This window comes from Vreelandella rituensis, from assembly GCF_003336665.1.
Lineage (GTDB): Bacteria > Pseudomonadota > Gammaproteobacteria > Pseudomonadales > Halomonadaceae > Vreelandella > Vreelandella rituensis.
This window is the reverse complement of the sequence record NZ_QPIJ01000015.1, coordinates 1-20,519: the sequence shown is the minus strand read 5'-3', so window position 1 is coordinate 20,519 and position 20,519 is coordinate 1. Positions and strand designations below refer to the sequence as shown.

Below are 20,519 nucleotides of genomic sequence, written 5' to 3'. Positions count from 1 at the left end.
CCGCCATAATCATTACCCCGACGAGGAATCTCATGTCATTACCGACCACCGCCTTACCGTTCCACAAACGATTCGCCCTGCCCGCCCTGGCCGGCGTTTCACTGGCCATGGGCAGCCTTGCCCAGGCCGCCGAACCATTGCCCGCGCCGATACAGGCATTAGCCGACCAGGGCATGGAAATTCACGGCCAGTTCGAGGCGCCCGGCGGCATGCGCGGCTTTGGCGCCAGCACCCAGGGGCGTGAAATGGCGATCTACCTGACGCCGGATGGCGAGCATGCGGTACTGGGTACGCTTATGGATGGCGAAGGCGCCAACCTGACCGAGCCACAGCTGGATGAACACGTTCGCGCCCCATTGGAAGCCCAGACATGGCAGGCACTGGAAGACAGCCACTGGATTCAGGATGGCGAGCGTGATGCCCCGCACGTGATCTATACCTTTACCGACGCCAACTGCCCCTACTGCCAGCAGTTCTGGGAGCAGACTCGCCCCTGGGTAGATGCCGGCAAGGTACAGTTGCGTCATATCATGGTGGGTATATTGCAACCTGACAGCCCCGGCAAGGCTGCCGCCCTGTTAGGTGCCGATGATCCGGCACACGCCCTGCATGAGCATAGCGAAATGGGCAAGTCCATCCAGGCCAGTGCCCAGCCGCGCGTGATCGAAGAACAGGTCTATGCCAATAATCAGCTATTTGAAGAATTGGGCCTCTACGCCACGCCGACCAGCGCTTTTCAACGCCGCAACGAAAACGGCACCTTGCGTATCGACCGGGTACAGGGAGTGCCCAGTGAAGAGCGATTGGTCGAAATGATGGGCGGGGCGTCACCCCAGTCCGAGTAGAGCCACCACGAACCAAGTTCAACCGCAAGCGCCCACCTGAGAGGCTTCAGGCGGGCGCTTTGCCGATGCTGGTTGCTCGTTATTAAATCCTCACTCGCTCAGCTCTTCAAAACGCGGCATCCCGACATTCCAGGGCTTGAGAAAATCCTTTTCCCCGGTGTTGGCATGATCGGCAAGGCGATGGTCATCATGTTCACGCACTTCGCCATAGCGCGAGTTGCGATGGAACGTCGGACCGAACAGTTCCAGCGTTTCATCCACATCCCCGGTGTAACGCGGATCCTGAGGGCGTTCCTGGCTCACCATGTAGTAGGCGACATCCCATGCCTGCTGGTCGGAAAGTGAATTGGGCTGGCCCAGCGGCATGTTGTTCTTGATGAACCCGGCGGCGGTGTGGGTGCGCACGATGCCCGCGCCCCAGTTGTTGGAACCATCGCCCCACAACGCCGGGAAGACATATTCACCGTCTTCATAGTGGCCGGCGCCATCGTCCTGGTGACAGATGGTGCACTGCGCCTGGTAGACCTCCTCACCGCGCGCGTAGTCCGGCTCCAGCTCGGGTTCTGGGGGCGCCGGGAAGCCGCGCCCGTAGATTGGCTGGTCAGGGTACATGGGCGCGCCGGTAGCCAGCCACTGATGGTAGGCGGAAAGCGCGAGCATATCGTCGCTGCCATACTCTGGCGGCGTGCCATTCATCGAATAAGCAAAGCAGCCGGCAATGCGTTCTTCAAGATTGTTGACATGCTGGTTCTTGCCGCGAAAGCCCGGCAGCGTAATCGCCGCTGGCCAAATGGGCGCACTGAACGGCTGGCGACCTTCTCCCAAATGGCAGCTGGAACAGTTCATGTCATTGAAGACGTTTTTACCACGCAGCTGCTGAGTATCGGTGAACAGCTCGTAGCCTCGCCGGATCACCTTCTTGAGCTCAGGATGGATATCCGCCTCCTCCAGGTCGGCCATGGTGGGAGGCACATGAACCAGCTGGCCTTCCTGTGGCGCCGGGTATCCCAGCGCCGTCAGCCCCTGATAAGGCTGTTCAGCTCCACCGCTTTGGCCGCTGGCCGCATAAGCCGTCACGCCAAGGCCGGCGGCCAACGAGGCGCCCAGTACCGCCAAGGTAATTTTCGATAGTTTCATGGTCATTCTCCCTTATTCGGCGGTCACGGATTGACGGGAAAGCCAGGCGGAGACAGCCTGAATATCCTCGTCGCTCATACGTTTGGCAATCGCTCCCATCAAGTTTTGGGGGTCGTTACTGCGCTCATCGTTCTTCCAAGCCTCCAGTTGGGCGGTGATATACCCCGCATGCTGGCTGGCAATGCCCGGAAAATCGCTTCCCACGCCTTCACTGCCCGGCCCATGGCAACTCTTGCAGGACACAATGTAGGCATCCCAATCACCCCGATTCGCCAACTGTTCGCCGCGCTCGAGCAAGGCGTCATCTACCTCTTCACCCCCTTGGGCAGGTGTCACCGGCATCTGGGAATAGTAGGCCGCCACATCCGCGATTTGCTGATCATCGAGCATATTGGCAAACAGCGTCATGCTGGCATTTTCACGGCGACCTTCCTGGAAATCATGAAGCTGCTTGACGATATAGCCGCTATCCAGCCCCGCCAGGCGCGGCCAGGATTCACCGCCAGGCACGTTCATACCGCTACCATCCGCTTGATGACAGGCCACGCAGGTGGCACTCGCTTCCTGACCACGCTGAGCATCACCCTCCAGGGCCATGGCAGCCCCGGCATTCAAGCCGGTCCCCAACAACAGCCCGAGCCCTTTTATCACTGTCTTGTTCATTACTTTCTCCCTCTTGTGATTATATTGATCCTAGTCGAGATCGATAATCGGCACCGTCAATTGTACTTGCAGGCCGCCACCGGGCGGGCTGAAAAACGCGATGCCCCCATCGAAACGCTCGGCGATGGCGGCAACGATCGCCAGCCCCAAGCCGCTGCCCTGCTGGCTTCCGGCCCGCCAGAAACGTCGGGGCAGTTGCGCCAGCGCCTGTGCCGCAATGCCTTGTCCTTGATCACTGACGCAAAACGTCATGCAGCGTCCGGCATGGCTTAATTCGGCGCTCAGCTTTACCGGCGTATCGTCCGGGCCATGGCGCAAGGCGTTATCCAGCAAGTTACGCAAGGCGGTGATCGCCAATTCACGCGGCATCGCCAATGTCGCCTCAGGCCAGATATCAGGCAGCGTAAAACGCCTGGCATCCGGCGTATTGGTATCGGCGATGGCCAATTCGACGATATCCGCCACCCTGCTTGGCTCACCGTCATCAAAGCCCAGGCGCCCTTCCACCCGGGCCAGCGTCAGCAGTTGATCCAGCGTGCAGGCCAGGCGAGCAACGCCCTGTTCGGCATGTTCAAGCGACTCCCGAGCGGCATCGCCATTTACCCGTTTTGCCACCTGCAAATGAGTTTTCACCGCCGTCAGCGGGGTGCGTAATTCATGGGCGGCATCGTTGGTGAAGCGCTGCTCACGTACCAGGGTCTGCTGCACTCTTACCAGCAAGCCATTGAGGGTCTCGATCAGAGGACGAATCTCATGGGGAATGCCGTAGGTTGACACCGGCGCCAGGGCGTCCGGGTCGCGGCGCTCGAGCGAGGCGCGCAGCCTGGTCAGTGGCGCCAACCCGCGCCAAATGCCTAACCACAGCGCTACCAAACTGCCGACCAGCGCCACGATGAAGGGCACCACCGCGACCTTGATCACATCCCTGAGCAGTAGCGCGCGTTCATCCATGCGGTCCGCCGTGATGATGGTCAGCCCCTCGCGCTCATAGGTGAAAACGCGCCAGGTCATGTCGCCTTCCTTGCGGTAGGTATGCCCCTGCTCTCCCCGAGCCAAGATATCATCCATATCGGCATGGGTGCGTGCCATCACTTCGCCACTCGGGGAGTGCACCTGGCAGGCCAGCCCTTCAATCGGCGGAATCGACAATGTCTGCTGGTCAACGGTATCCCAGACCTCGGCGGGCAGTTGCAGCATCAACCCGGCGACCATGCGCGCCGACTGGGCCAGGCGCTGATCCAGCGTTTCCATCAATTTGGCTTCCAGGTCGCGCATCAACCAGGCAGCCGCCACGCCCCATAGCAACGCCAAGGTCAAACCCAGGGTCAGCAATAGCCGCAACCGCAGGCTCATAACTGCCCCTTGGGAACGCTGCCCGGCAAGCAAATGGCTTCCGGCTTGCCCAGCCGATACCCCAGACCGCGCACGGTCTCGATCACGCCCGCGCCCAATTTGCGGCGCAAATGATGGATATGCACATTGAGTGCATTGCTTTCCACGTCGTCGCTCATGCCGTACAAGCTATCTTTCAGCTGATTCGCCGAAAGCACGCTGCGGGGTGCCTGCAGGAAGGTTTCCAGCAGCACCAATTCACGCCGGGAAAGCGGCACCTGGTAACCGTCAACGCTGATTTCCCGGGCTCTCGGGTCGAGGGTCAAGCTGCCGTGCTGAATCATGGCACTCGAACGCCCGGCGGCACGCCGCAGCAAGGCGCGCAAGCGAGCCACCAGCTCATCGAGATCAAAGGGCTTCACCAGGTAGTCATCGGCGCCACCTTGCAAGCCATCCACCCGGTCGCGAACGGCGTCGCGTGCGGTCAGAATCAGTATGGGTGTGGCAACGCCCGCCGTGCGCCACTCTTCCAGCAAGCTCATCCCGTCGCCATCCGGCAGGCCCCGGTCGAGAATCACCACATCGCTGGCCACGGTTTGCATGGCTTGACGTGCGTCAGCCATGGTGGAGACATGATCCACAACGAAATCGAATGTCATGAGTCCGGTACGGATACCGGAAGCCACCAGGGCATCATCTTCGATCAGCAGTACGTGCATGGAGATTTCCTTCTTATAGGCGTGAAGCATGCCAAGACACCATTAAGCGAGCGTTAACCGCACCCGAGACAAAGCTAATCAAGCCAAGGCAATTAGTCGTAGCTTCCCATATGTCTTGGGCTGGTTCCCAGCCAGCAGGCAAAACACCCCCACCGGCAAGCCGGCAGGGGTGTTAGGTTCAGGCAATGTGAAGACTGGCGAGGCTTTTAGGAAGCGCTGAGTCGCCGAGCCGCGAACCAGCCGAGCACCATGGCGATCAACATGGCGAAAAGCGGCAGGGTCAAGCCCCCGATAGAGGCGATTGCCGGCCCTGGGCAGTAGCCCGAAAGGCCCCAACCGATGCCGAACAAGGCGGCACCTCCCAATAGCTTGGCATCCAGATCCTGGCGTGTGGGCAGCTGAAAGGCATCCCCCCACAGGGGTTTCAGGCGCTTGAACACCAGGCGATAGCCAATGAAGGTGGTAACCACCGCCCCGCCGAGTACAAACATCAGGGTCGGGTCCCAGCGACCGGCGATATCCAGAAACCCCAGCACCCGTGCCGGATCGGTCATGCCGGAAATCGCCAGCCCCAAGCCAAACAACAGGCCGGCGATATAGCCCATTAACGTTCTCATACCCCACCTCCCACGACGTGCCGTACGATGTACACCGTAAAAATGGCACATCCCAGAAAGACCCCGGTGGCGGCGATTGAGCGTTGCGACAACCGCGCCAGCCCGCAGACACCGTGGCCACTGGTGCAGCCGCTGCCAAGACCAGTACCCACGCCCACCAACACGCCCGCCAGCAGCATCATCGCCACGCCACCGGCGGGCTCACCCACGACAGCACCCGGCCGACCCACGACATTACCCAGGTCGCCACCCAATGCCATCAGCAATAGCGGGCCGCTGATCAAGCCCAGCACGAAGGTCACACGCCAGGCGCTGTCACCTTTGGGACGCTGGGTCACAAGATTACCGACAATTCCGCTGATGCCGGCAATTCGCCCTAACGTGGCCATCAACCAAGTGGCCGAAAGACCAATCAAGATGCCACCTATCAGCCCCTGAAGGCTTGCTGTCCAATCCACGCCTATCCTCCCTTCAGCTTAAATACCGATCACTTTCCGTTCTTGCAGGTATTGATACCCAGCAAGCTGTACGCGGGGCATACACCAAACAGGCCCGTCGCAAGCGGGATTATCCCAATCCAGCCCCAGACACCAATGACGCCGGCCAGCGCCAGCACGATCAACACCAGGCCGATCACGATACGGGCGATTTTATCTACCTTGCCTACATTCGTTTTCATCTTATTGCTCCTTTTCTTTTTGATTCTTGGGCCTGAAAAGCGTCGACACCGAGGCCGGCATCCCGCCAATGACACCCGGGTTAAAACAGGTTGATGGGCACCTTGAGGTACACCTGGCCGTTATCTTCAGGCGGTGGCATTCGACCGGCGCGCATATTGACCTGCACCGAGGGAATGATCAGCCTGGGCATTCCCAGGGTGGCATCCCGTTGGGTGCGCATTTCAACGAATTCGTCTTCGCTCACGTTTTCGTGAACATGGACATTATGGGCGCGCTGCTCGGCCACCGAGGTTTCATGCTGATACTCATCACGCCCCGGCGCCTTGTAGTCATGGCACAGAAACAGGCGGGTTTCAGGCGGCAGCGCCAGTACCTTGTGAATCGAGCGAAACAGGGTGCGCGCATCGCCACCCGGAAAGTCGCAGCGGGCGGTGCCATAGTCGGGCATGAACAAGGTATCGCCGACAAAGGCGGCATCACCAATCACGTAGGTCAAGCAAGCGGGGGTATGGCCGGGCGTATGCAAGACGCGGCCCTGGAGACTGCCGATAGTGAAGGTATCGCCTTCTTCGAACAGTGCATCGAACTGGCTACCGTCCCGGGCGAACTCGGTACCGGCGTTGAACGCCTTGCCGAAGATCGCCTGAACATCGACGATACGTGCGCCGATAGCCGTCTTGCCGCCGAGCTTTTCCTGCAAGTAAGGCGCCGCCGAGAGGTGATCGGCGTGAACATGGGTTTCCAGCAGCCACTCGACGCTTAGCCCCTCCCGCTCGATAAAGGCAATGATCGCGTCGGCGGAGCGCACATCGGTATGCCCGGCGGCATAATCGAAGTCGAGCACGGAATCGAGAATGGCACAGGCACGACTGTCAGGATCCTTCACCACATAACTGAAGGTATTGGTCGGCTCATCAAAAAAGGGCGTGACGATAGCGGATGTCATGCAAGCCTCCCTAGGTACCGGTACTTCTTCATAACCAAATCCTCTAAACAAATAACTCAATTTACTTACACAGAGGATAGCCGGGTTAAGGCCAGGTTACCTGAGACAAGTTGTCGCAAGGCGACGAAAATCATACGGCGCCTTTATTGTCCTCCTCCACCGCGGCATACATGCGCGTCAGAATATCCGGCACCGCTGCCTGCACCCGGCTCCAGCTGGGAATAAAGGGTCGCTCACGCGGGTTATCCAGAAACAGCGTGCCGGCTTCCAAAAGATTACCCGCGAACAGCTCGACGGCCTGCTCTTCGCTATGCCGGTCCAGGCTCAGGCCGTTCATGGTGGCGTCGTGATCGTAGGCTTCGATCAAATCCAGCGCCAGGCGGTAATAGGTGGCTTTCAGGGTACGAAAATCTTCCGTACTGAAACTCACCCCTTTTGTTGCCAGCTTGCGATACAGCGCCTTGGCGATATCCAGGCTCATGCGGTTGAGGCCGCCACCCGGGTCGTCCTTGCTCACCGGCTGATGCTTGTGGTCGTAGGCATCGGCGATATCCACCTGGCATAGCTGGCGGTTGGAATACCCCCGGTGCAGCTCCGACAGCACACCGATCTCCAACCCCCAGTCGGCGGGGATACGAATGCCTTCCAGGACATCGCTGCGCATGGCGAACTCGCCGGAAAGCGGATAACGGAAACTGTCGAGGTATTCAAGGTAAGGCAAGGGGCCGTACATGATCTTCAAGGCACGTAACAAGGGCGTCACCAGCAAGCGTGTGACACGCCCATTGAGTTTGCCTTCGGCGATGCGCGGGTAATAACCTTTACAGAAACTGTAATTGAAGCGGGGATGGGCCACCGGATACATCAATCGGGCCAGCATGCCTCGCTCGTAGGTCAGAATATCGCAGTCATGCAGCCCCACCACCGACGAACGCCCCGATGCCAATACATAGCCGGCGCAGTACCAGACGTTGCGTCCCTTGCCCGGCTCAAGCGCGCCCAACCCATGGCTTTCCAGCTCCTGGTCAAGCTCACGCAGGCGCGGGCCATCGTTCCACAAGATGCGGGTATGCTGGGGCAAGCGCGAGAAAAAATCGCGGGCATGGAGAAACTGCTCGCGGTCGGCACAATCCAGCCCGATCACGATTTCACCGAGATACGGCACCTTGGAAAGCTCATCGACGATCCCCGACAATGCCGGGCCTTGCAGTTCGGAAAACAGTGAAGGCAGTATCAAGCCCATGGGACGACGCCGAGAAAACTGGACGAGCTCTTCCTCCAGGCTCTCCACCGGACGGCGTGTCAGGTTGTGAAAATCGGTGATCAGGCCGTTTTGATGAAAGTCGCTCATGCCGACACCGCCCTGGCGTCAGCCAGGCCCCCATCATCACCGCCCCACCAATAGCTCACGCCTTCGGCCCAGCCCGCGGGGCCTCTGGCCTGGGTGCGATAAAGCGCGGCAGTTCGTGGCTCCACGGGCAAGTCATGACAGCCGCGTATCACCACCGCCTGATCGACCATTTCCAGCATGGAGATATCATTGGGGCCGTCGCCCAACCCCATGGAAAGCGGCTGCCGACCGCGTAACGAGGTAAAACGTTGGATAAGCCACTCCACGGCATTGCCCTTATCGGCCGAAAGGCCTATCACATGCCAGAACCGCCCTCCCCGCAGCAGGCGTAACCCATCGCCTTTCAGTGCCGCTCGAAAGCTCTCCAGGGCCGTATCGCTATCCTGCCAGATCAAGGGTTCGCTGCCTTCACGCAGCCGGGCCAGACGCACCCCATCGTTATCCAGGCCGGTAAGCGACTTGAGCTCTTCCAGAGACAGCTCGTTCATGCAGGTAAATGTTACGCCCAGACGCTCCCGCCAGACATTGAGACGTGCTCGAATGAGGCCGACATCCACGCTGATATGCTTGATCACCAGCCCGTCCGTGCCATTGCCGGGGCGGTCCAGCCGCGCATGGCACCAGGCTTGCGGCAAGCCGATCACGGCACCATTTTCAGCAATAAAGGGGGTATCGGTCAGCCCCAGGGCTTCACGCAGCGGGGACACTTCAGCGCGGGTCTTGCTGGTGACGGGGATAACCGGTATTCCCAGCTGTTTGAGCCGGGTCAACCAAGGCTTGGCAGGCGATGCTTCATAGCTGTGATGATCCAGCAACGAACCGTCAAGATCGGTCAACACCAGCCGCGGCTGAAGAGCGAGTGCCTCGCTTGAGGTAGCCGGTGCGGAAAGACGGGATAGGCCTGCATTCATGGCGACACCTTCGAGGCTTGAAACCGGCCTGTCGTTGCCGGCTTCCTGTGAATCGAATTAGTGGTAAACGGTTGCCTGGCAACTGCTCTGCGTGATGACTGCGCTGCAAGAAGAAGCACCTTTGCAACTTTTATTTACAAAAAGACCGCTCCTTCCACTTGGCAAACCACTCAAAATATCTATACTGAAGTTGTACCTCATTGGATAGCACGTACACCCCCGCTTACCAATGGTCTACATAAGCCAAGCCTTTATGCCCGCCCCCCTCGGCGGGTTTTTTTTATCTGAATACTTATTCGACACTAAGCACCACTTCAACCCGCCGATTACGAGCTCGACCTTCTAACGTTTCATTGTCGGCAATGGGACGAGTGTCGGCAAGCCCAACGGCACGCAGGCGCTCGCGGGCTACGCCAGCATCTTCCAGCGCGTGCACGATAGCAATGGCCCTGGCACTGGAAAGCGCCCAGTTGGAAGGAAAATCCTCGGTGCTGATCGACTGGCTATCGGAGTGGCCTTCCACCGCCACCTCGCCTTGGTAACGCTGAATGGTTTCCACCAGGCTTTCCACTAACGCCTGGCCATCCGTCGTCAACTGGCCCTGGGCGGAGGGAAACAACAGTTGGTCCTGTACCCGCAGCTTGATGCCTTCCGCCACCCGCGACACTTCCACGCCATCCAGATCCGGCAGGTAAGGCGACGCTTCCACCCGCTGAGATAACGCCTGTTCCAGCGCCATGGCGCCGGATACCGCCTCGTCATCGATTTCCTGGACATTGAGCGGTGGATGGTCCGTCAACACCACCATGAACTCGGCGAGCGGCGACTGGAGGCTAAGCCCCGACGGTACCAGCAAACGCGGCAACGACACCACAACTGGCAGTGCTTCCTCGTCAGGCGCTTCATCTTTCGGCAGGGCCAGCAAAGGCGGAACGCTGATTGCCGGTCGAGCAGGCAAGCCCACCACACCCAGCGCCGCCACGATGGCCACCGGGCTCAAGGCACCGCTATCCAGCATTACAGGGTTTTCAGCCAAGCGTCTTCGGCGCAGCTCAGCCAAGGGCCCAGGCAGCGGCACCCCCAATGCCGGTTCAGACTGGTAGCTATACGCCTGTTGCTCAGGCGTCTCACGAGAAAAAAGCGGCAGTTGCGTAGCGCCTCCGGCGGTAACGATGATCACGAACAATGCCACCAGAAGCGTCATGATGTCGATATAACTCACCATCCAGACATTGCCGCTGTCATCGTCCGAATACGCCGACATCAAGGAGTCATGGCGCGATGCCCCGCGATGATCTTCAAGCATGCGATGCGTCGCTCAACACGGTGTCACTTCTAAGCACAACATAACCCCTTATAAAGAATTCGCAGAAAATCCGCACAGTGCCGTTCAAGCGCTCCACTCAGGTTTTCTTGCCGCGCTATCTTACTGGCTTGGCAGCAACCTTGACCACCTGAAGCAGAACGGCTCAAGTTCAGCGCAGCATGGCCGATGTTTGCATAGCGTGGCAGACTAGCTGCCGATCATGCCGTTTTTGATGCGAGAAGGACTCTCTGGTGCCCACTTCACTTATTTCCGTTCGCCTAAGCGCTTGGCTGCGTCCCCTTATCGTGGGCCTGGCCGGTCTGATGCTCAGCGGCTGTTTTTACGCCAACACCTCCCAGGTGCCGATAGGCGTCACCTATCCCTATACCGAACAGCAGCGCATGCAAGCCGCGCATCATTGGGAAGTACTCGCCCGCCATGAAGCGGCGGGTATTCTTCGCAACGAACGCGTGCGTTTTCTCGACCTGCATGTACCCCAGCCTGACGGGCTTCACGCCGGGGCCTACAGCGGCGGCGAATTCGATCGCGGCTTTCGCTCCTTGCTGACCAGTGAACTGGTGTCTCGCGGTGCCAACCTCACCACGCAATATCAACCCAGCGGGGCCGAAATACAGGTTGAGGTCGAAGTGGTCGAGCATCGCGACCGGGATTATATTCGTCCGCCATTCGGCACTTACACCGCCCTGACCGCGGGTGTGGCCGTCGCGACCATCCCTTTCAACCAATGGAGCGAACCCGCCCTGGCGTTGATTCCCGCTGCCATGGTGGCGGATACGGTCAGCGGCAGCTGGACCCACACCGGCCCCGAAGAGGTGATCGTCACCACCCAGGTGGTCAATGACGCGCGAATTCTGTATTCCTCTTCCAACATCTATTACATCAACGGCGGAGACCGTCGCCACTATGCCCCGCACCGCGTAGCTCGCGAACCGGCCTCTCCCACTATTTCCGTCACGGATTCCTGGTAACGTTCATGTTCACGACAACCTTTTGTTTTTTCCGTTCCTTATGTCTGACTTTTCTGCCGTCTCGGCGTGGTTCGCGGATAATGGCGGGCGGCATCGCTCTGTTGGCGCTGAGCGGTTGCAGCCTGTTGCCCGGGGCAAACTCGACCGACCAGGCACCACAGGAAGAAACCGACCTGCCCACGCTGGCTCATGCAGCCGCCGAACGCATGGTGACCGACAACCCAGACATGACCCGCTACAGCCCGATGATTGCCGCCACCTTCGTCAGCATCGACAACCTCAGCCAGTCCTCCACCCTGGGGCGTATCAGCTCGGAATTGATGGCCTCCTCCCTGGCTCGCCACGGCATGCAGGTTCGCGAGGTCAAGCTGCGCGACAGCATGTTCATCGAAGAGGAAGTCGGGGAATTGATGCTTTCACGCCAGGTACAACGCTTGAGCGCCCAACATGATGCACGTTCCATCTTGATGGGTACCTACGCCCAGGGGCAGGATTACGTCTATGTCAGCACCCGCGTAGTACGCGCCGGCGATGCCATGGTGCTGGGCAGCGCCGACTTCAAGCTGCCATTGAATAACAACACCCGCAGCATGCTGAGTGCCGGGGGTTGGTAATCCGAGATGGCCGTATCACCATAAATTTCACACAACATGCATCAACAAAACCTAATAAACGTTTTTGACTTTTGTCTAGAGAGGAATCTGCAATTCAGTGTGATAGTTTAATGACTGTCGTGTTGCATGCATGACAAAGCTCAACTGCTTTGGTTTAGAAGCAACAATAAATCAATGAGCTGGTATAACTACAAATTATAATTAGCTTGATAAGGGTAACCATGAAAACAATCTACGCTAAGCGTACAGTTCTGCTGGCCGCCGCCGTTGCCGCCGCTTCCTTTGCCGGCACTGCTTCCGCCGTTGACTTTGAAGTGGGTGACACCACCGCCAGTGTCTATGGCTATGCCAAGCTAGACATGATTTATGATGTCGATGCTGACTTGGGCAATGCTGTTACACCTAAAAACATTCGTCTCGATGGTGCAGACGGTCCCGATGGCCACACTAACTTCCATGCTAAACAAAGCCGTATCGGCTTTAAGACGTCTACCCCTTTGGCAGGTAGCACGCTTAACACCACTATCGAAGGCGATTTTTACGGGTCAGGCAATGACACGCTGCGTCTTCGCCATGCGTTCGGTGAGTGGAACGGCATCCTGGCTGGTCAGACCTGGACCAACTTCGGTGGCTTCCTGGGCATGACCCCGACTATTGATTTCACCGGTCAGCCGGGCCAGGGCAACATCGGTCGTCAAGCCCAGTTACGTTACACCACGGGTGGCTTCTCAGTTGCCTTGGAAGAACCGGGCACTGCAGGACAAACTCCCAATGCGGGCTATAGCTTTCCCAATCTGGTAACTGTGAATGGAATGTCAATTCCGATTGGAGAAACAGATGTCGATGCAGCTAAAAATTCTCTTCCTGATCTGACCATGCGCTATCAGCACAGTGGTGGCGACTTCAACTTCGCTGCTTCCGGTGTACTGAGAGAACTGAGTTACGATGCCGAAGGAAAGCCAGCGGCGCCGCAAGGCTGGGATGACGACTCCGCTATGGGCTGGGGCGTCAACCTGGAGGCCAGCGCCAAGTTATCGCCCGCAATGACACTTCGTGCCTCTCTAACCCACGGTGATGGAATCGGCGGTTATCTTTATGGTAACCCCACAGCTCCCGCTCAAGTAGATGACAACGGTGACCTGGAAACTATTGAGGCCACAGGCGGCACCTTGGGCATGAGCATGGCCGCAGGTTCTGGCAATATCAATCTGGCTTACGGTATTGCTACTGCCGATATCGATGCAGGTAATGACAGATTCGACAGTCTCTTTCTAAACTACATCTGGTCGCCTGTTGACCGCATCAGCTACGGGATTGAAGCCGGCTACCACACTCGCGAACAGGCCAATGGCGATGATGGCGATGCCGTTCGTCTGCAAGGCATGGCAATGTACAGTTTCTGATCCTGTTTGAACATGCGTGATAATCACAACGCATAAGCTCGCTTAACTAGTCTTACGATCGTTTCGTTGCTCCGATGGTTAACCATCGGAGCTTTTTTGTGCACAGCGCTGTCTCAAGGGCTTTTTCAAGCGCTGGAACCTGCCAGTATCACCTCTATTTCATGTCCACGCCTGGCTGCCATGTTTTCCATTTCAGCTTTCATGGCTTGGCGGGCATCATCATCGCCATGTACCAGCCGCACCTCTTTCGGCCATTGGCGCATTCGCTTGATGAAATTAAGCAAATCACGCTGATCGGCATGGGCGGATTGACATCCTCCCCCACCTTCAGCGCTAGCGCAATTGTGGAAGGGGACTCCCAAGTCGTCACCTTCCTGGTTCCTGCTTCGTTGTCCGTCGCCTCAATACCTTGGTATTACCGGTCTTACACAAACTCCACAGGCGTAACTTCCCGAGTGCCCCTCGGTATTGCTTCAACTCTCAGCACCGACTAACAGCGCGGTGCCGGCTTGTAGGATGTTGCGGGCGGCATTGACGTCGCGGTTGATGCCTTGGGTGCCGCAGTCCGGGCAGTCCCAGGTGCGAACATCGAGCGACAGAGTTTCCAGTACAAACCCACAGCCATGACAGCGTTTCGAGCTGGGGTACCAGCGGTCGATCTGGACGAACTGACGCCCCGCCCATGCGGCCTTGTACTCAAGCTGGCGCACCAGCTCCCCCCAGCCCACATCGCTGATGGCTTTCGCCAGAGACCGGTTCTTGACCATATTTTTCACCGCGAGGCTTTCAGCACAGATCACTTGGTTCTCGTTGACGATCTGCCGGGTGAGTTTATGAAGGTGGTCAAGCCGGGCATCAGCGATTTTCGCGTGGCGCCTGGCCACTTTCTGCTTGGCTTTCGCCCGATTGTTCGAGCCTTTTTGCTTACGGCTCTGCAGTGACACTTCCAAGTAGCCTGAACTCAGAATATGCCCGGCACGCTTGAGCTTGGCTTGCAGCAACAAGCCGTCGTCATCCACCAGGGTGTGCCAGTGACCGTAATCCAACGGTACCAATTGGCGCTGCACGCGCTGCTGGAATTGCTTGATCAAGCGCCTGTCGCGCACTTCACCGCGCGATGCACCGGGCCGCCTCAAAGCGGTGAGCCACTAGGACTGCCCTCTTTGTGCGTGAGGCGGGGATATTGAGGCGAAGTTACTGCTTGAAAATATCGTCCAGGCTGTCAGCAAACAGGATATTTTTGAGCCAAACATTCAGTTGTGGATGGTCCGCTCTGCCAATACGTGACTTTATCTGGTCTGGCACCTCTTGTTCAAACTTGGCTGTGAGTTGCAAACGAAGACTCTCTCGCGCGCCTTCAAGGCGCCCCTCGTGCAGGGCCTCTCTGTACTCAGCTTCGTTTTCTCGTAACACCTTCTCTCTTACCTCAGCCAACCGGCGTGTTTCTTCGTCGGCACTGAGTTCCTTTAAACGCTCCATCGCGCGCAGAACAGGCTCATGGGTAATTTTTTTCATGCTTAACCTCGCCTCATCAGTTTTTAGGGTCAAACCTCTACATCTGGCATAAATTGAATCCTGCCTTCTCGTGCAGCAACTGCAGCTGGAACTTCCGACAGGGCACTAACTCTCGGTCGCTCTCTTCATTAGGTATGGCCACAGCCGCTTGTCCTCCAATGTGTGAGTCCGGAACTGGCAAAATGAAGCCTCCCGCTCCGTGATCAGCATCAACACGGCCAGCACCCTAAGTACACTGATGTCACTCAGATGGTCGATCTCCTCCCAGGCTTCACGCCACAGGACGATTCCATTGGTCTGGCCAGCCCAATCAATCAATTTTTTATAGTACTCAGGTTCGGTGGCACTGAATGTTTGCGGATGAGTGACCAACATCTGGCCCACCGCAACGCCCAAGACCTCCGCCATAACTTCGGACTCCGTAGGGTCCACTTCTTCCTGCTGTTGCTCTATCTGATGTATGAGGTAGCGCTCTCCTGACAAAAGCTCATCAACATAAGGGGCTGCGTGCTCTTCCCGCCCTGACGGTTCATCGCTCTCTACAACTTCAGACATCACAGCGGCGATCTCGGCGAGCGCCTTACGACAAGCCGCCTCCTCCGCCTGTATGATTTCCCGAAACCGTTCACGCAGCTCGGGCTCGCGCGCTGCAAACCGCTCCAGCAGTTCTACTCCGGGCAGATAAAACCGAACCTCTGACGGCGCCCCCATCAGCGTACGGAAGACACCGTCGAAGGCATCATCGATAGTTGTCAGCTGTCCCGCGGGGCGATCCAGGGCGGACAAAGGTCCACGCTCGGCAGGAGCAATGGTGACAAACCGCCTGCAGAGCGTCTTGAGCAACGCCTCCAGGGACGCCACCAGCTCTGTCCGGAAAGAGGGCGTTGCCATCACCAGGTCAATGAGTCCGTCAATATCCTGGGTAACCTCCAGATACGCTGACAGGAGCCGGCCTACCCCTCTCTGAGACAACGAGTGATAGTGCCCCAGCTCCGCGACGATATGGCGCTGCAGCGCATCCGGCTCGGCGCAGGCGATTAGCGTGCGCAGAGCTTCCTGCTGATCTCCCAAAAACAGAGACTGAAAGCGCTCAATCAGGCACTCCTGATTCTGATAAAAACCGGCTAAGCGCGCATAAAGCGCGTGTCCGTCCAGGCAGACAGGTAACTGAAAATCGGTACCAAGCACCGCGTTCATCCACGAAAGCGTCTGCTCGGTGGGCTCCCTTTCTAGCTGGCCATGTACGAAGCAGTGCTTCGGAAAGCGGTTCTCGAGCAGGATGCCTACCGCCAGCAGCGCCAGGTGGTAAGGATATCCCTGCGTCTTGTTGCCGAAAATATCAACGCCCGCCCCTATCGGGTAGGCAGCATCCTGCTCGTCGACCCACAGGACATCCACATCGGTCTCACTCGCGTTCGGGTTCCGGCTAATTTGCCGATGAAGGTAACGGTGTAGACGAAAGCTCTCCGCACGGCGGCCGCTTATCCGGTCGCCGGATATCTCCCAGCGCTCCTGCTCCGTGCCGGGATCGCAAAGAATCTCGTCGGTGAGTCGATACCGGTGATACCCACCCACTTCACATACTTCGAACCGGAGCAGTGGCGCGGGAAACCGTCGCAGCAGCAACAGACTCTCCTCGTAAGCTGCCTCCCAGGCGTCAGCGTCGAGGGTGTGCAGTTGGACTGTAAGGTGGATATGGAGACCCATGAGTTGCTCCTTACCAGGTTACCGGGCGACAGCTCGCCCTTGAATTCGAAGGAAGCCGCAGCGAATTTACCGCCGGCACCACAGCTAACTTTCTTAAAAATAATACGCCGTCGCATAAATATCAATACCTATGCGTATTACCGCTGTGTCCGGCATTGCTGGACAATACTCAAATGAAATATTCGCCCTCCATAGCAAAGACCTTGCGCCGTCTAATGGATCGCTACGATGAAGGACACGGCATCAGCGAAAACGCCTTGTCGCGAGCAACCTATGAGGTTCTCGGGGAAGAAAGGGGCGTGCCGCAGCCGACGATCCATCGCATCCTTACCGGCATCAGCAAAGACCCGAAAAGCCTTACGGTTCAGCGACTAGCTGAGTTCTTCGGAGTTTCGGAAGCTCAGTTGCGCGGCCATGAAGCCCTTCCCACGCGGTTTGGAGTCGCAGATGGCAAAACCCGTTATTCGGTCGCCTCATACCCTGCTTCAAACAGCTTGGACGCTGCTTTACCCGTTCTCACCTGGGAGCAAGCCGGCAGGCTGGATTACATGCTGGAGGAGATACGAAAAGGTGCGATAAAAGTGCCGTTCGAGACCATCCGACGAGCTGGGCCTCAATCCTTCACGCTCGTCGTGCAAGGCGACGCGATGCATGGCAGCGGCCGACCTTCCTTTCCGGAGGGGACACGGATCACAGTCGATCCATCGCTTGACGCAGGGCATGGCGCTTTTGTCGTGGCGACAGCCAAAGGGTATTCAAGCCCGATATTCCGGCGGCTCGAAATCGAAGGAGGGGTACGTCGTCTGGTTCCGCTAAATGACCGGCCCGGCTACGAGATCGTTACCATGGCATCGTGTGATCACGTTATCGGGAAGGTCGTCGAGTACTACGACTGGCTTCCCTGAACAGAAAGCCGTCAATTACCCCGCCTAAGCGGCTGGGTGGCTTACGCTATCCAGCCGTCGTCATCCGTAATGGTACGCACCGCGGTCAACTGAGCGACGCCCCCGCCGAAGCTTCCGCCTTGCGGGTTGAACACATCCAGGTAGAAGGTTTCGTCGGGCTCGGGGGTATCATCGCCGATCACTTCCACGACAATCGCCGCTTGCGCTTCACCGGGATACAGAATCAGCGTATCCGCCACGGCCAAGTAATCTTCCCCAGCCGTGGCGGTACCGTCTCGCGTGGCGTAATCCACACTCAACCACTGATCCGGGTGGTCTCGCTCGCCGTGAAATTCGAGCAGGAAGTACACCAGCTGGATGCCTTCGTCTCCTTCACGTATCGTCGTTTCGACGTCTTCTGAGCGAGTCGGCGCATTCGGGTCGGCCGCGCGTAGGCTTTGGTCGATCCACTGCTGGTAGTAGCTCACCCGCTGAAAGCCCGCAATCTCGCCGAAGCTACTGTCCTGGGTGTCGTTCACATCCGGGGATTGCCCGTTACGGCTGAGTGACGCCGTATAGGTGGCGACACCTGCCACCTTGTCATCAATGAACGCCGGGCCGCCGCTGTCACCTGGCGCAATCAACCCCTCTGCACTGCCGCGCCCGGTATCGTTCAGGCCCATCAGCACGCCTAACGCATCGTTTGTATCGCTGCCGTTGTCGAAATCGATGATCAGCTGGGATCCAAGTAACGGGTCCCAAGTGATCCCACGCCCCAACGCCTCTTTTAATGCCTCCCCGGTGGTGTCAAAACGATTTTCAACAAGGCGTTTAGCGGGATCGACATTGCCACCGTCCACATGCCCGGTAAGGCCCTCGCCGGTAAGGCCGTAGCCGATCAGGGAGATATCGCTGCCCACTTCATCGTCATGCCGATAGAGCATGCTTCGCTCAGCGCTCACCGGCGCTGATTCAGCCAACCACACCAGCGCAAGATCGCTATTGCCGTTGGCGGCATCATAAAGTGGGTGGCGAGTATACTGCGTGGCCGACACGCTGATACGCCCGGCTGGCGTATCCATACGCACCGTGACGACATCGGAGCCGTCTAGCACGTGGGCGGATGTCAGTACGGCCCGGCCGCCGTTCAGCAGCACACCCGAACCGTAGACGCCGCCCGCCGATACTTGAACGACGCCGTCATACCCCTCGCCGGGCAGTACCCTAAAGCGGTCAGGGTCACGAGTGACAGTTACCATGCACAATTATCTCGCGGTGGTGGTTGAGTAACGTTCAGATAATCGGCACGAATGGCACACAGCCACCAAGTAGAAGCATCGTGACAGCAACAAACGATAGACATTTCATGCTCAATGCTCTTGCTTAGGCAGTTCTTCGGACAGCGCCCTCGCATAGGCGGTGCGCGCCGTTTGATAGATCGCCAGTTGTTGACTGAGCCTGGTAATTTCCTGATCTGTAACACGCAGGTTGACCACCTGATTCTGGGCGTTCTCGGAAAGCTCAGCCACGTTGTACTCGGTGCCGTCGATGGTCACGGTTTGTGTCTGTGCGTCTGCCATGGGTATTAGCTACTTGGTACAAAAGAATTAATCAGCTATCAAGATCAAAACTGAGATCGTCATCATCCATACCATCAGGCACGCTGTCCAGGTTTTCAGGCACTTCCCGGGTGCCTTGCACCTGAGCGATCAATAACCGGCACCGCCAGCACCGCCCGAACAGGCGCTCCCTGCTCAGCCAGTAGATGCCCCCCGGCCGCGATGACCCTGTACCAGACATCTATTGCAGCCCCCTCACGGCCACGCAGACGGGTGTGGGCTGAGCGTCAGAGGTCTCCGACACGCTTCCTCACCGCCGCCACACGGGCCGCGCCTTCGGGCACAGTCACTGTCTCGCTGATTGTTAACCAGGGTTGACACATTCTTAACTGTTAACTAGAGTTATCAGACTATTGTATTGATTAAAACCGATGTCTTCGATGGTTGGCTGCGTGGCCTGCGGGATACGCGCGCCCGCGCCAGGAGCACGGCGCAGATCCGACGCCTGAGCCTGGGTAACCCGGGCGACGTGAAGCCCGTCGGGGAAGGCGTCTCCGAGCTGCGCATTCCCCATGGCCCCGGCTACCGCGTCTACTACATCACCCGAGGGCCGTGATCGTGGTGCTGCTCTGCGGTGGCGATCAAGTCAGCCAGGCCCGCGACATCGATCAAGCCAAAACCATTGCCCCGCAATGGAAGGAGTCATGCCATGACTGAACAAGCCGTCACCTTCAGCCACTACGACGCTGCGGACTACCTGCAGACCGAAGACGACATTGCGGCCTACCTGGATGCCGTGATGGAAGAAAACGACCCGGCACTGCTTGCGGCGGCGCTGGGCGACATCGCGCGTGCTCGCAACATGAGCCAGCTCGCCAAGGAGGTGGGCATGAGCCGTGAGGGGCTGTACAAGGCGCTGTCCGGCGAAGGCAACCCGGCGTTTTCCACCATCAGCAAGGTGGCCAACGCTCTGGGACTGCGGCTTTCCGTTGAGCCGCTCTCACGGCCCGACCAACAGGCCCAAAGCTAAGCCGCTGGCGCCTGATATCCTCTCGTGACTGCTCCCCGCCCTAAGCGCTGACGCGCCACGGGCGAGGCTTCCCACTTCTTAGGCAGCAACCGGCGATATGCCGGATTTACGCAAGCCTCGATGGGCAGCGACGGACAGTCCTTCCGCCTTCAATTTCAAAATACCTTGATGCTTGATGTTAAGCGCCGCATTGATGTCCCGGTCGCTATCTAAACACTCTAACCCTGTCGGTGAGTGAATGCCTTTATCCATGGAGCTTCATACTTTGTAGACAATTCTATATAGAAGAATCATGAAGCTTTCCATATACA

25 protein-coding genes and 1 pseudogene are annotated in these 20,519 nt (G+C 58.1%); 7 read left to right on the top strand and 19 right to left on the bottom strand.

Annotated elements, in window-relative coordinates; all coding sequences use genetic code 11:
- The first annotated feature begins 32 nt into the window (after positions 1-32).
- Positions 33-845 (top strand): thiol:disulfide interchange protein DsbG, encoded by an 813-nt coding sequence (gene dsbG, locus DU506_RS08440; protein ID WP_415843558.1) that lies wholly within the window; start codon positions 33-35, stop codon positions 843-845.
- Between the two features lie 90 nt (positions 846-935).
- Here the strand turns inward: dsbG and DU506_RS08435 are convergent, their stop codons facing one another.
- From DU506_RS08435 to DU506_RS08385, 11 genes are all read right to left on the bottom strand, one after another.
- Entirely contained in the window at positions 936-1,982 is a 1,047-nt protein-coding gene (locus DU506_RS08435; protein WP_114486497.1) for a c-type cytochrome, read from the bottom strand.
- 12 nt (positions 1,983-1,994) lie between these two features.
- A complete protein-coding gene (locus tag DU506_RS08430) occupies positions 1,995-2,645 on the bottom strand; it encodes a c-type cytochrome (protein WP_114486496.1) in 651 nt (216 codons plus the stop codon).
- A gap of 30 nt (positions 2,646-2,675) precedes the next feature.
- Positions 2,676-3,998: an ATP-binding protein gene (locus DU506_RS08425; RefSeq protein WP_114486495.1), complete on the bottom strand. Its 1,323-nt coding sequence runs from the start codon at positions 3,996-3,998 to the stop codon at positions 2,676-2,678.
- Positions 3,995-4,696 (bottom strand): response regulator, encoded by a 702-nt coding sequence (locus tag DU506_RS08420; protein WP_114486494.1) that lies wholly within the window; start codon positions 4,694-4,696, stop codon positions 3,995-3,997. Before DU506_RS08420 ends, DU506_RS08425 begins: the two co-directional genes overlap by 4 nt.
- A gap of 206 nt (positions 4,697-4,902) precedes the next feature.
- Positions 4,903-5,313: a DUF6691 family protein gene (locus DU506_RS08415; RefSeq protein WP_114486493.1), complete on the bottom strand. Its 411-nt coding sequence runs from the start codon at positions 5,311-5,313 to the stop codon at positions 4,903-4,905.
- Positions 5,310-5,771: a YeeE/YedE family protein gene (locus DU506_RS08410; RefSeq protein WP_114486492.1), complete on the bottom strand. Its 462-nt coding sequence runs from the start codon at positions 5,769-5,771 to the stop codon at positions 5,310-5,312. The genes DU506_RS08415 and DU506_RS08410 overlap by 4 nt, the downstream gene beginning before the upstream one ends.
- Before the next feature lie 29 nt (positions 5,772-5,800).
- The gene (locus tag DU506_RS08405; protein ID WP_114486491.1) at positions 5,801-5,992 is read right to left on the bottom strand and encodes a YgaP family membrane protein; all 192 of its coding nucleotides are present in this window, start codon (positions 5,990-5,992) and stop codon (positions 5,801-5,803) included.
- An 80-nt stretch (positions 5,993-6,072) separates the two neighbouring features.
- Positions 6,073-6,939, bottom strand: a complete 867-nt coding sequence (locus tag DU506_RS08400; protein WP_114486490.1) for an MBL fold metallo-hydrolase — start codon at positions 6,937-6,939, stop codon at positions 6,073-6,075.
- Between the two features lie 130 nt (positions 6,940-7,069).
- Positions 7,070-8,290, bottom strand: coding sequence for a glycosyltransferase family protein (locus DU506_RS08395; RefSeq protein ID WP_114486489.1), 1,221 nt, complete (start codon positions 8,288-8,290; stop codon positions 7,070-7,072).
- Complete coding sequence (locus DU506_RS08390; protein ID WP_114486488.1) at positions 8,287-9,201, bottom strand: HAD-IIB family hydrolase; 915 nt, start codon at positions 9,199-9,201, stop codon at positions 8,287-8,289. The genes DU506_RS08395 and DU506_RS08390 overlap by 4 nt, the downstream gene beginning before the upstream one ends.
- A gap of 292 nt (positions 9,202-9,493) precedes the next feature.
- A complete protein-coding gene (locus tag DU506_RS08385; RefSeq protein WP_114486487.1) occupies positions 9,494-10,507 on the bottom strand; it encodes an OmpA family protein in 1,014 nt (337 codons plus the stop codon).
- 251 nt (positions 10,508-10,758) lie between these two features.
- On the opposite strand from DU506_RS08385, the gene DU506_RS08380 reads away from it, so the two are divergent.
- The 3 genes from DU506_RS08380 (at position 10,759) to DU506_RS08370 (ending at position 13,513) form a co-directional block, all read left to right on the top strand.
- Positions 10,759-11,496: a hypothetical protein gene (locus tag DU506_RS08380; protein WP_328587963.1), complete on the top strand. Its 738-nt coding sequence runs from the start codon at positions 10,759-10,761 to the stop codon at positions 11,494-11,496.
- A gap of 5 nt (positions 11,497-11,501) precedes the next feature.
- A complete protein-coding gene (locus DU506_RS08375; protein ID WP_268877313.1) occupies positions 11,502-12,110 on the top strand; it encodes a FlgO family outer membrane protein in 609 nt (202 codons plus the stop codon).
- A 221-nt stretch (positions 12,111-12,331) separates the two neighbouring features.
- The gene (locus tag DU506_RS08370) at positions 12,332-13,513 is read left to right on the top strand and encodes a DcaP family trimeric outer membrane transporter (protein ID WP_114486485.1); all 1,182 of its coding nucleotides are present in this window, start codon (positions 12,332-12,334) and stop codon (positions 13,511-13,513) included.
- Between the two features lie 125 nt (positions 13,514-13,638).
- On the opposite strand, the gene DU506_RS08365 is transcribed toward DU506_RS08370, so the two are convergent.
- From DU506_RS08365 to DU506_RS08350, 4 genes and pseudogenes are all read right to left on the bottom strand, one after another.
- On the bottom strand, positions 13,639-13,875 hold the full coding sequence (locus DU506_RS08365) for an MBL fold metallo-hydrolase RNA specificity domain-containing protein (RefSeq protein WP_114486484.1): 237 nt from the start codon (positions 13,873-13,875) through the stop codon (positions 13,639-13,641).
- Positions 13,876-13,986: 111 nt separating this feature from the next.
- Positions 13,987-14,445: pseudogene (locus DU506_RS08360) on the bottom strand (RNA-guided endonuclease InsQ/TnpB family protein); the annotation flags it as partial.
- 262 nt (positions 14,446-14,707) lie between these two features.
- Positions 14,708-15,028: an RpnC/YadD family protein gene (locus DU506_RS08355; protein WP_181870719.1), complete on the bottom strand. Its 321-nt coding sequence runs from the start codon at positions 15,026-15,028 to the stop codon at positions 14,708-14,710.
- A 105-nt stretch (positions 15,029-15,133) separates the two neighbouring features.
- The gene (locus DU506_RS08350; protein WP_114486483.1) at positions 15,134-16,735 is read right to left on the bottom strand and encodes a hypothetical protein; all 1,602 of its coding nucleotides are present in this window, start codon (positions 16,733-16,735) and stop codon (positions 15,134-15,136) included.
- A gap of 173 nt (positions 16,736-16,908) precedes the next feature.
- Here DU506_RS08350 and DU506_RS08345 point away from each other — a divergent pair, with 173 nt between their 5' ends.
- Positions 16,909-17,640, top strand: a complete 732-nt coding sequence (locus DU506_RS08345; protein ID WP_114486482.1) for a LexA family transcriptional regulator — start codon at positions 16,909-16,911, stop codon at positions 17,638-17,640.
- A gap of 41 nt (positions 17,641-17,681) precedes the next feature.
- Here the strand turns inward: DU506_RS08345 and DU506_RS08340 are convergent, their stop codons facing one another.
- The 3 genes from DU506_RS08340 to DU506_RS21445 form a co-directional block, all read right to left on the bottom strand.
- Positions 17,682-18,878: a Calx-beta domain-containing protein gene (locus DU506_RS08340; protein ID WP_114486481.1), complete on the bottom strand. Its 1,197-nt coding sequence runs from the start codon at positions 18,876-18,878 to the stop codon at positions 17,682-17,684.
- Positions 18,879-18,989: 111 nt separating this feature from the next.
- A complete protein-coding gene (locus DU506_RS08335; protein ID WP_114486480.1) occupies positions 18,990-19,199 on the bottom strand; it encodes a DUF6447 family protein in 210 nt (69 codons plus the stop codon).
- Positions 19,200-19,230: 31 nt separating this feature from the next.
- Positions 19,231-19,419: a hypothetical protein gene (locus DU506_RS21445; RefSeq protein ID WP_147273743.1), complete on the bottom strand. Its 189-nt coding sequence runs from the start codon at positions 19,417-19,419 to the stop codon at positions 19,231-19,233.
- Between the two features lie 177 nt (positions 19,420-19,596).
- On the opposite strand from DU506_RS21445, the gene DU506_RS22685 reads away from it, so the two are divergent.
- Together DU506_RS22685 and DU506_RS08325 are read left to right on the top strand one after the other, a co-directional pair.
- Positions 19,597-19,794, top strand: coding sequence for a type II toxin-antitoxin system RelE/ParE family toxin (locus DU506_RS22685; RefSeq protein WP_235825484.1), 198 nt, complete (start codon positions 19,597-19,599; stop codon positions 19,792-19,794).
- Between the two features lie 93 nt (positions 19,795-19,887).
- Positions 19,888-20,208: an addiction module antidote protein gene (locus DU506_RS08325; protein WP_114486479.1), complete on the top strand. Its 321-nt coding sequence runs from the start codon at positions 19,888-19,890 to the stop codon at positions 20,206-20,208.
- A 78-nt stretch (positions 20,209-20,286) separates the two neighbouring features.
- Here the strand turns inward: DU506_RS08325 and DU506_RS08320 are convergent, their stop codons facing one another.
- Positions 20,287-20,460 carry a hypothetical protein gene (locus DU506_RS08320; protein WP_220254328.1) on the bottom strand — a complete coding sequence of 58 codons (174 nt, stop codon included), beginning with the start codon at positions 20,458-20,460 and terminating at the stop codon, positions 20,287-20,289.
- Positions 20,461-20,519 lie beyond the last annotated feature (59 nt).

What these genes read in the sequence shown, in the direction of transcription:
- dsbG (WP_415843558.1), top strand. Translation starts at nt 33, where the DNA reads ATGTCATTACCGACCACCGCCTTACCGTTCCACAAACGATTCGCCCTG.
- DU506_RS08435 (WP_114486497.1), bottom strand. Translation starts at nt 1,982, where the DNA reads ATGAAACTATCGAAAATTACCTTGGCGGTACTGGGCGCCTCGTTGGCC.
- DU506_RS08430 (WP_114486496.1), bottom strand. Translation starts at nt 2,645, where the DNA reads ATGAACAAGACAGTGATAAAAGGGCTCGGGCTGTTGTTGGGGACCGGC.
- DU506_RS08425 (WP_114486495.1), bottom strand. Translation starts at nt 3,998, where the DNA reads ATGAGCCTGCGGTTGCGGCTATTGCTGACCCTGGGTTTGACCTTGGCG.
- DU506_RS08420 (WP_114486494.1), bottom strand. Translation starts at nt 4,696, where the DNA reads ATGCACGTACTGCTGATCGAAGATGATGCCCTGGTGGCTTCCGGTATC.
- DU506_RS08415 (WP_114486493.1), bottom strand. Translation starts at nt 5,313, where the DNA reads ATGAGAACGTTAATGGGCTATATCGCCGGCCTGTTGTTTGGCTTGGGG.
- DU506_RS08405 (WP_114486491.1), bottom strand. Translation starts at nt 5,992, where the DNA reads ATGAAAACGAATGTAGGCAAGGTAGATAAAATCGCCCGTATCGTGATC.
- DU506_RS08400 (WP_114486490.1), bottom strand. Translation starts at nt 6,939, where the DNA reads ATGACATCCGCTATCGTCACGCCCTTTTTTGATGAGCCGACCAATACC.
- DU506_RS08395 (WP_114486489.1), bottom strand. Translation starts at nt 8,290, where the DNA reads ATGAGCGACTTTCATCAAAACGGCCTGATCACCGATTTTCACAACCTG.
- DU506_RS08390 (WP_114486488.1), bottom strand. Translation starts at nt 9,201, where the DNA reads ATGAATGCAGGCCTATCCCGTCTTTCCGCACCGGCTACCTCAAGCGAG.
- DU506_RS08385 (WP_114486487.1), bottom strand. Translation starts at nt 10,507, where the DNA reads ATGCTTGAAGATCATCGCGGGGCATCGCGCCATGACTCCTTGATGTCG.
- DU506_RS08375 (WP_268877313.1), top strand. Translation starts at nt 11,502, where the DNA reads ATGTTCACGACAACCTTTTGTTTTTTCCGTTCCTTATGTCTGACTTTT.
- DU506_RS08370 (WP_114486485.1), top strand. Translation starts at nt 12,332, where the DNA reads ATGAAAACAATCTACGCTAAGCGTACAGTTCTGCTGGCCGCCGCCGTT.
- DU506_RS08355 (WP_181870719.1), bottom strand. Translation starts at nt 15,028, where the DNA reads ATGAAAAAAATTACCCATGAGCCTGTTCTGCGCGCGATGGAGCGTTTA.
- DU506_RS08350 (WP_114486483.1), bottom strand. Translation starts at nt 16,735, where the DNA reads ATGGGTCTCCATATCCACCTTACAGTCCAACTGCACACCCTCGACGCT.
- DU506_RS08345 (WP_114486482.1), top strand. Translation starts at nt 16,909, where the DNA reads ATGAAATATTCGCCCTCCATAGCAAAGACCTTGCGCCGTCTAATGGAT.
- DU506_RS08340 (WP_114486481.1), bottom strand. Translation starts at nt 18,878, where the DNA reads ATGGTAACTGTCACTCGTGACCCTGACCGCTTTAGGGTACTGCCCGGC.
- DU506_RS08335 (WP_114486480.1), bottom strand. Translation starts at nt 19,199, where the DNA reads ATGGCAGACGCACAGACACAAACCGTGACCATCGACGGCACCGAGTAC.
- DU506_RS21445 (WP_147273743.1), bottom strand. Translation starts at nt 19,419, where the DNA reads ATGTCTGGTACAGGGTCATCGCGGCCGGGGGGCATCTACTGGCTGAGC.
- DU506_RS08325 (WP_114486479.1), top strand. Translation starts at nt 19,888, where the DNA reads ATGACTGAACAAGCCGTCACCTTCAGCCACTACGACGCTGCGGACTAC.
- DU506_RS08320 (WP_220254328.1), bottom strand. Translation starts at nt 20,460, where the DNA reads ATGGATAAAGGCATTCACTCACCGACAGGGTTAGAGTGTTTAGATAGC.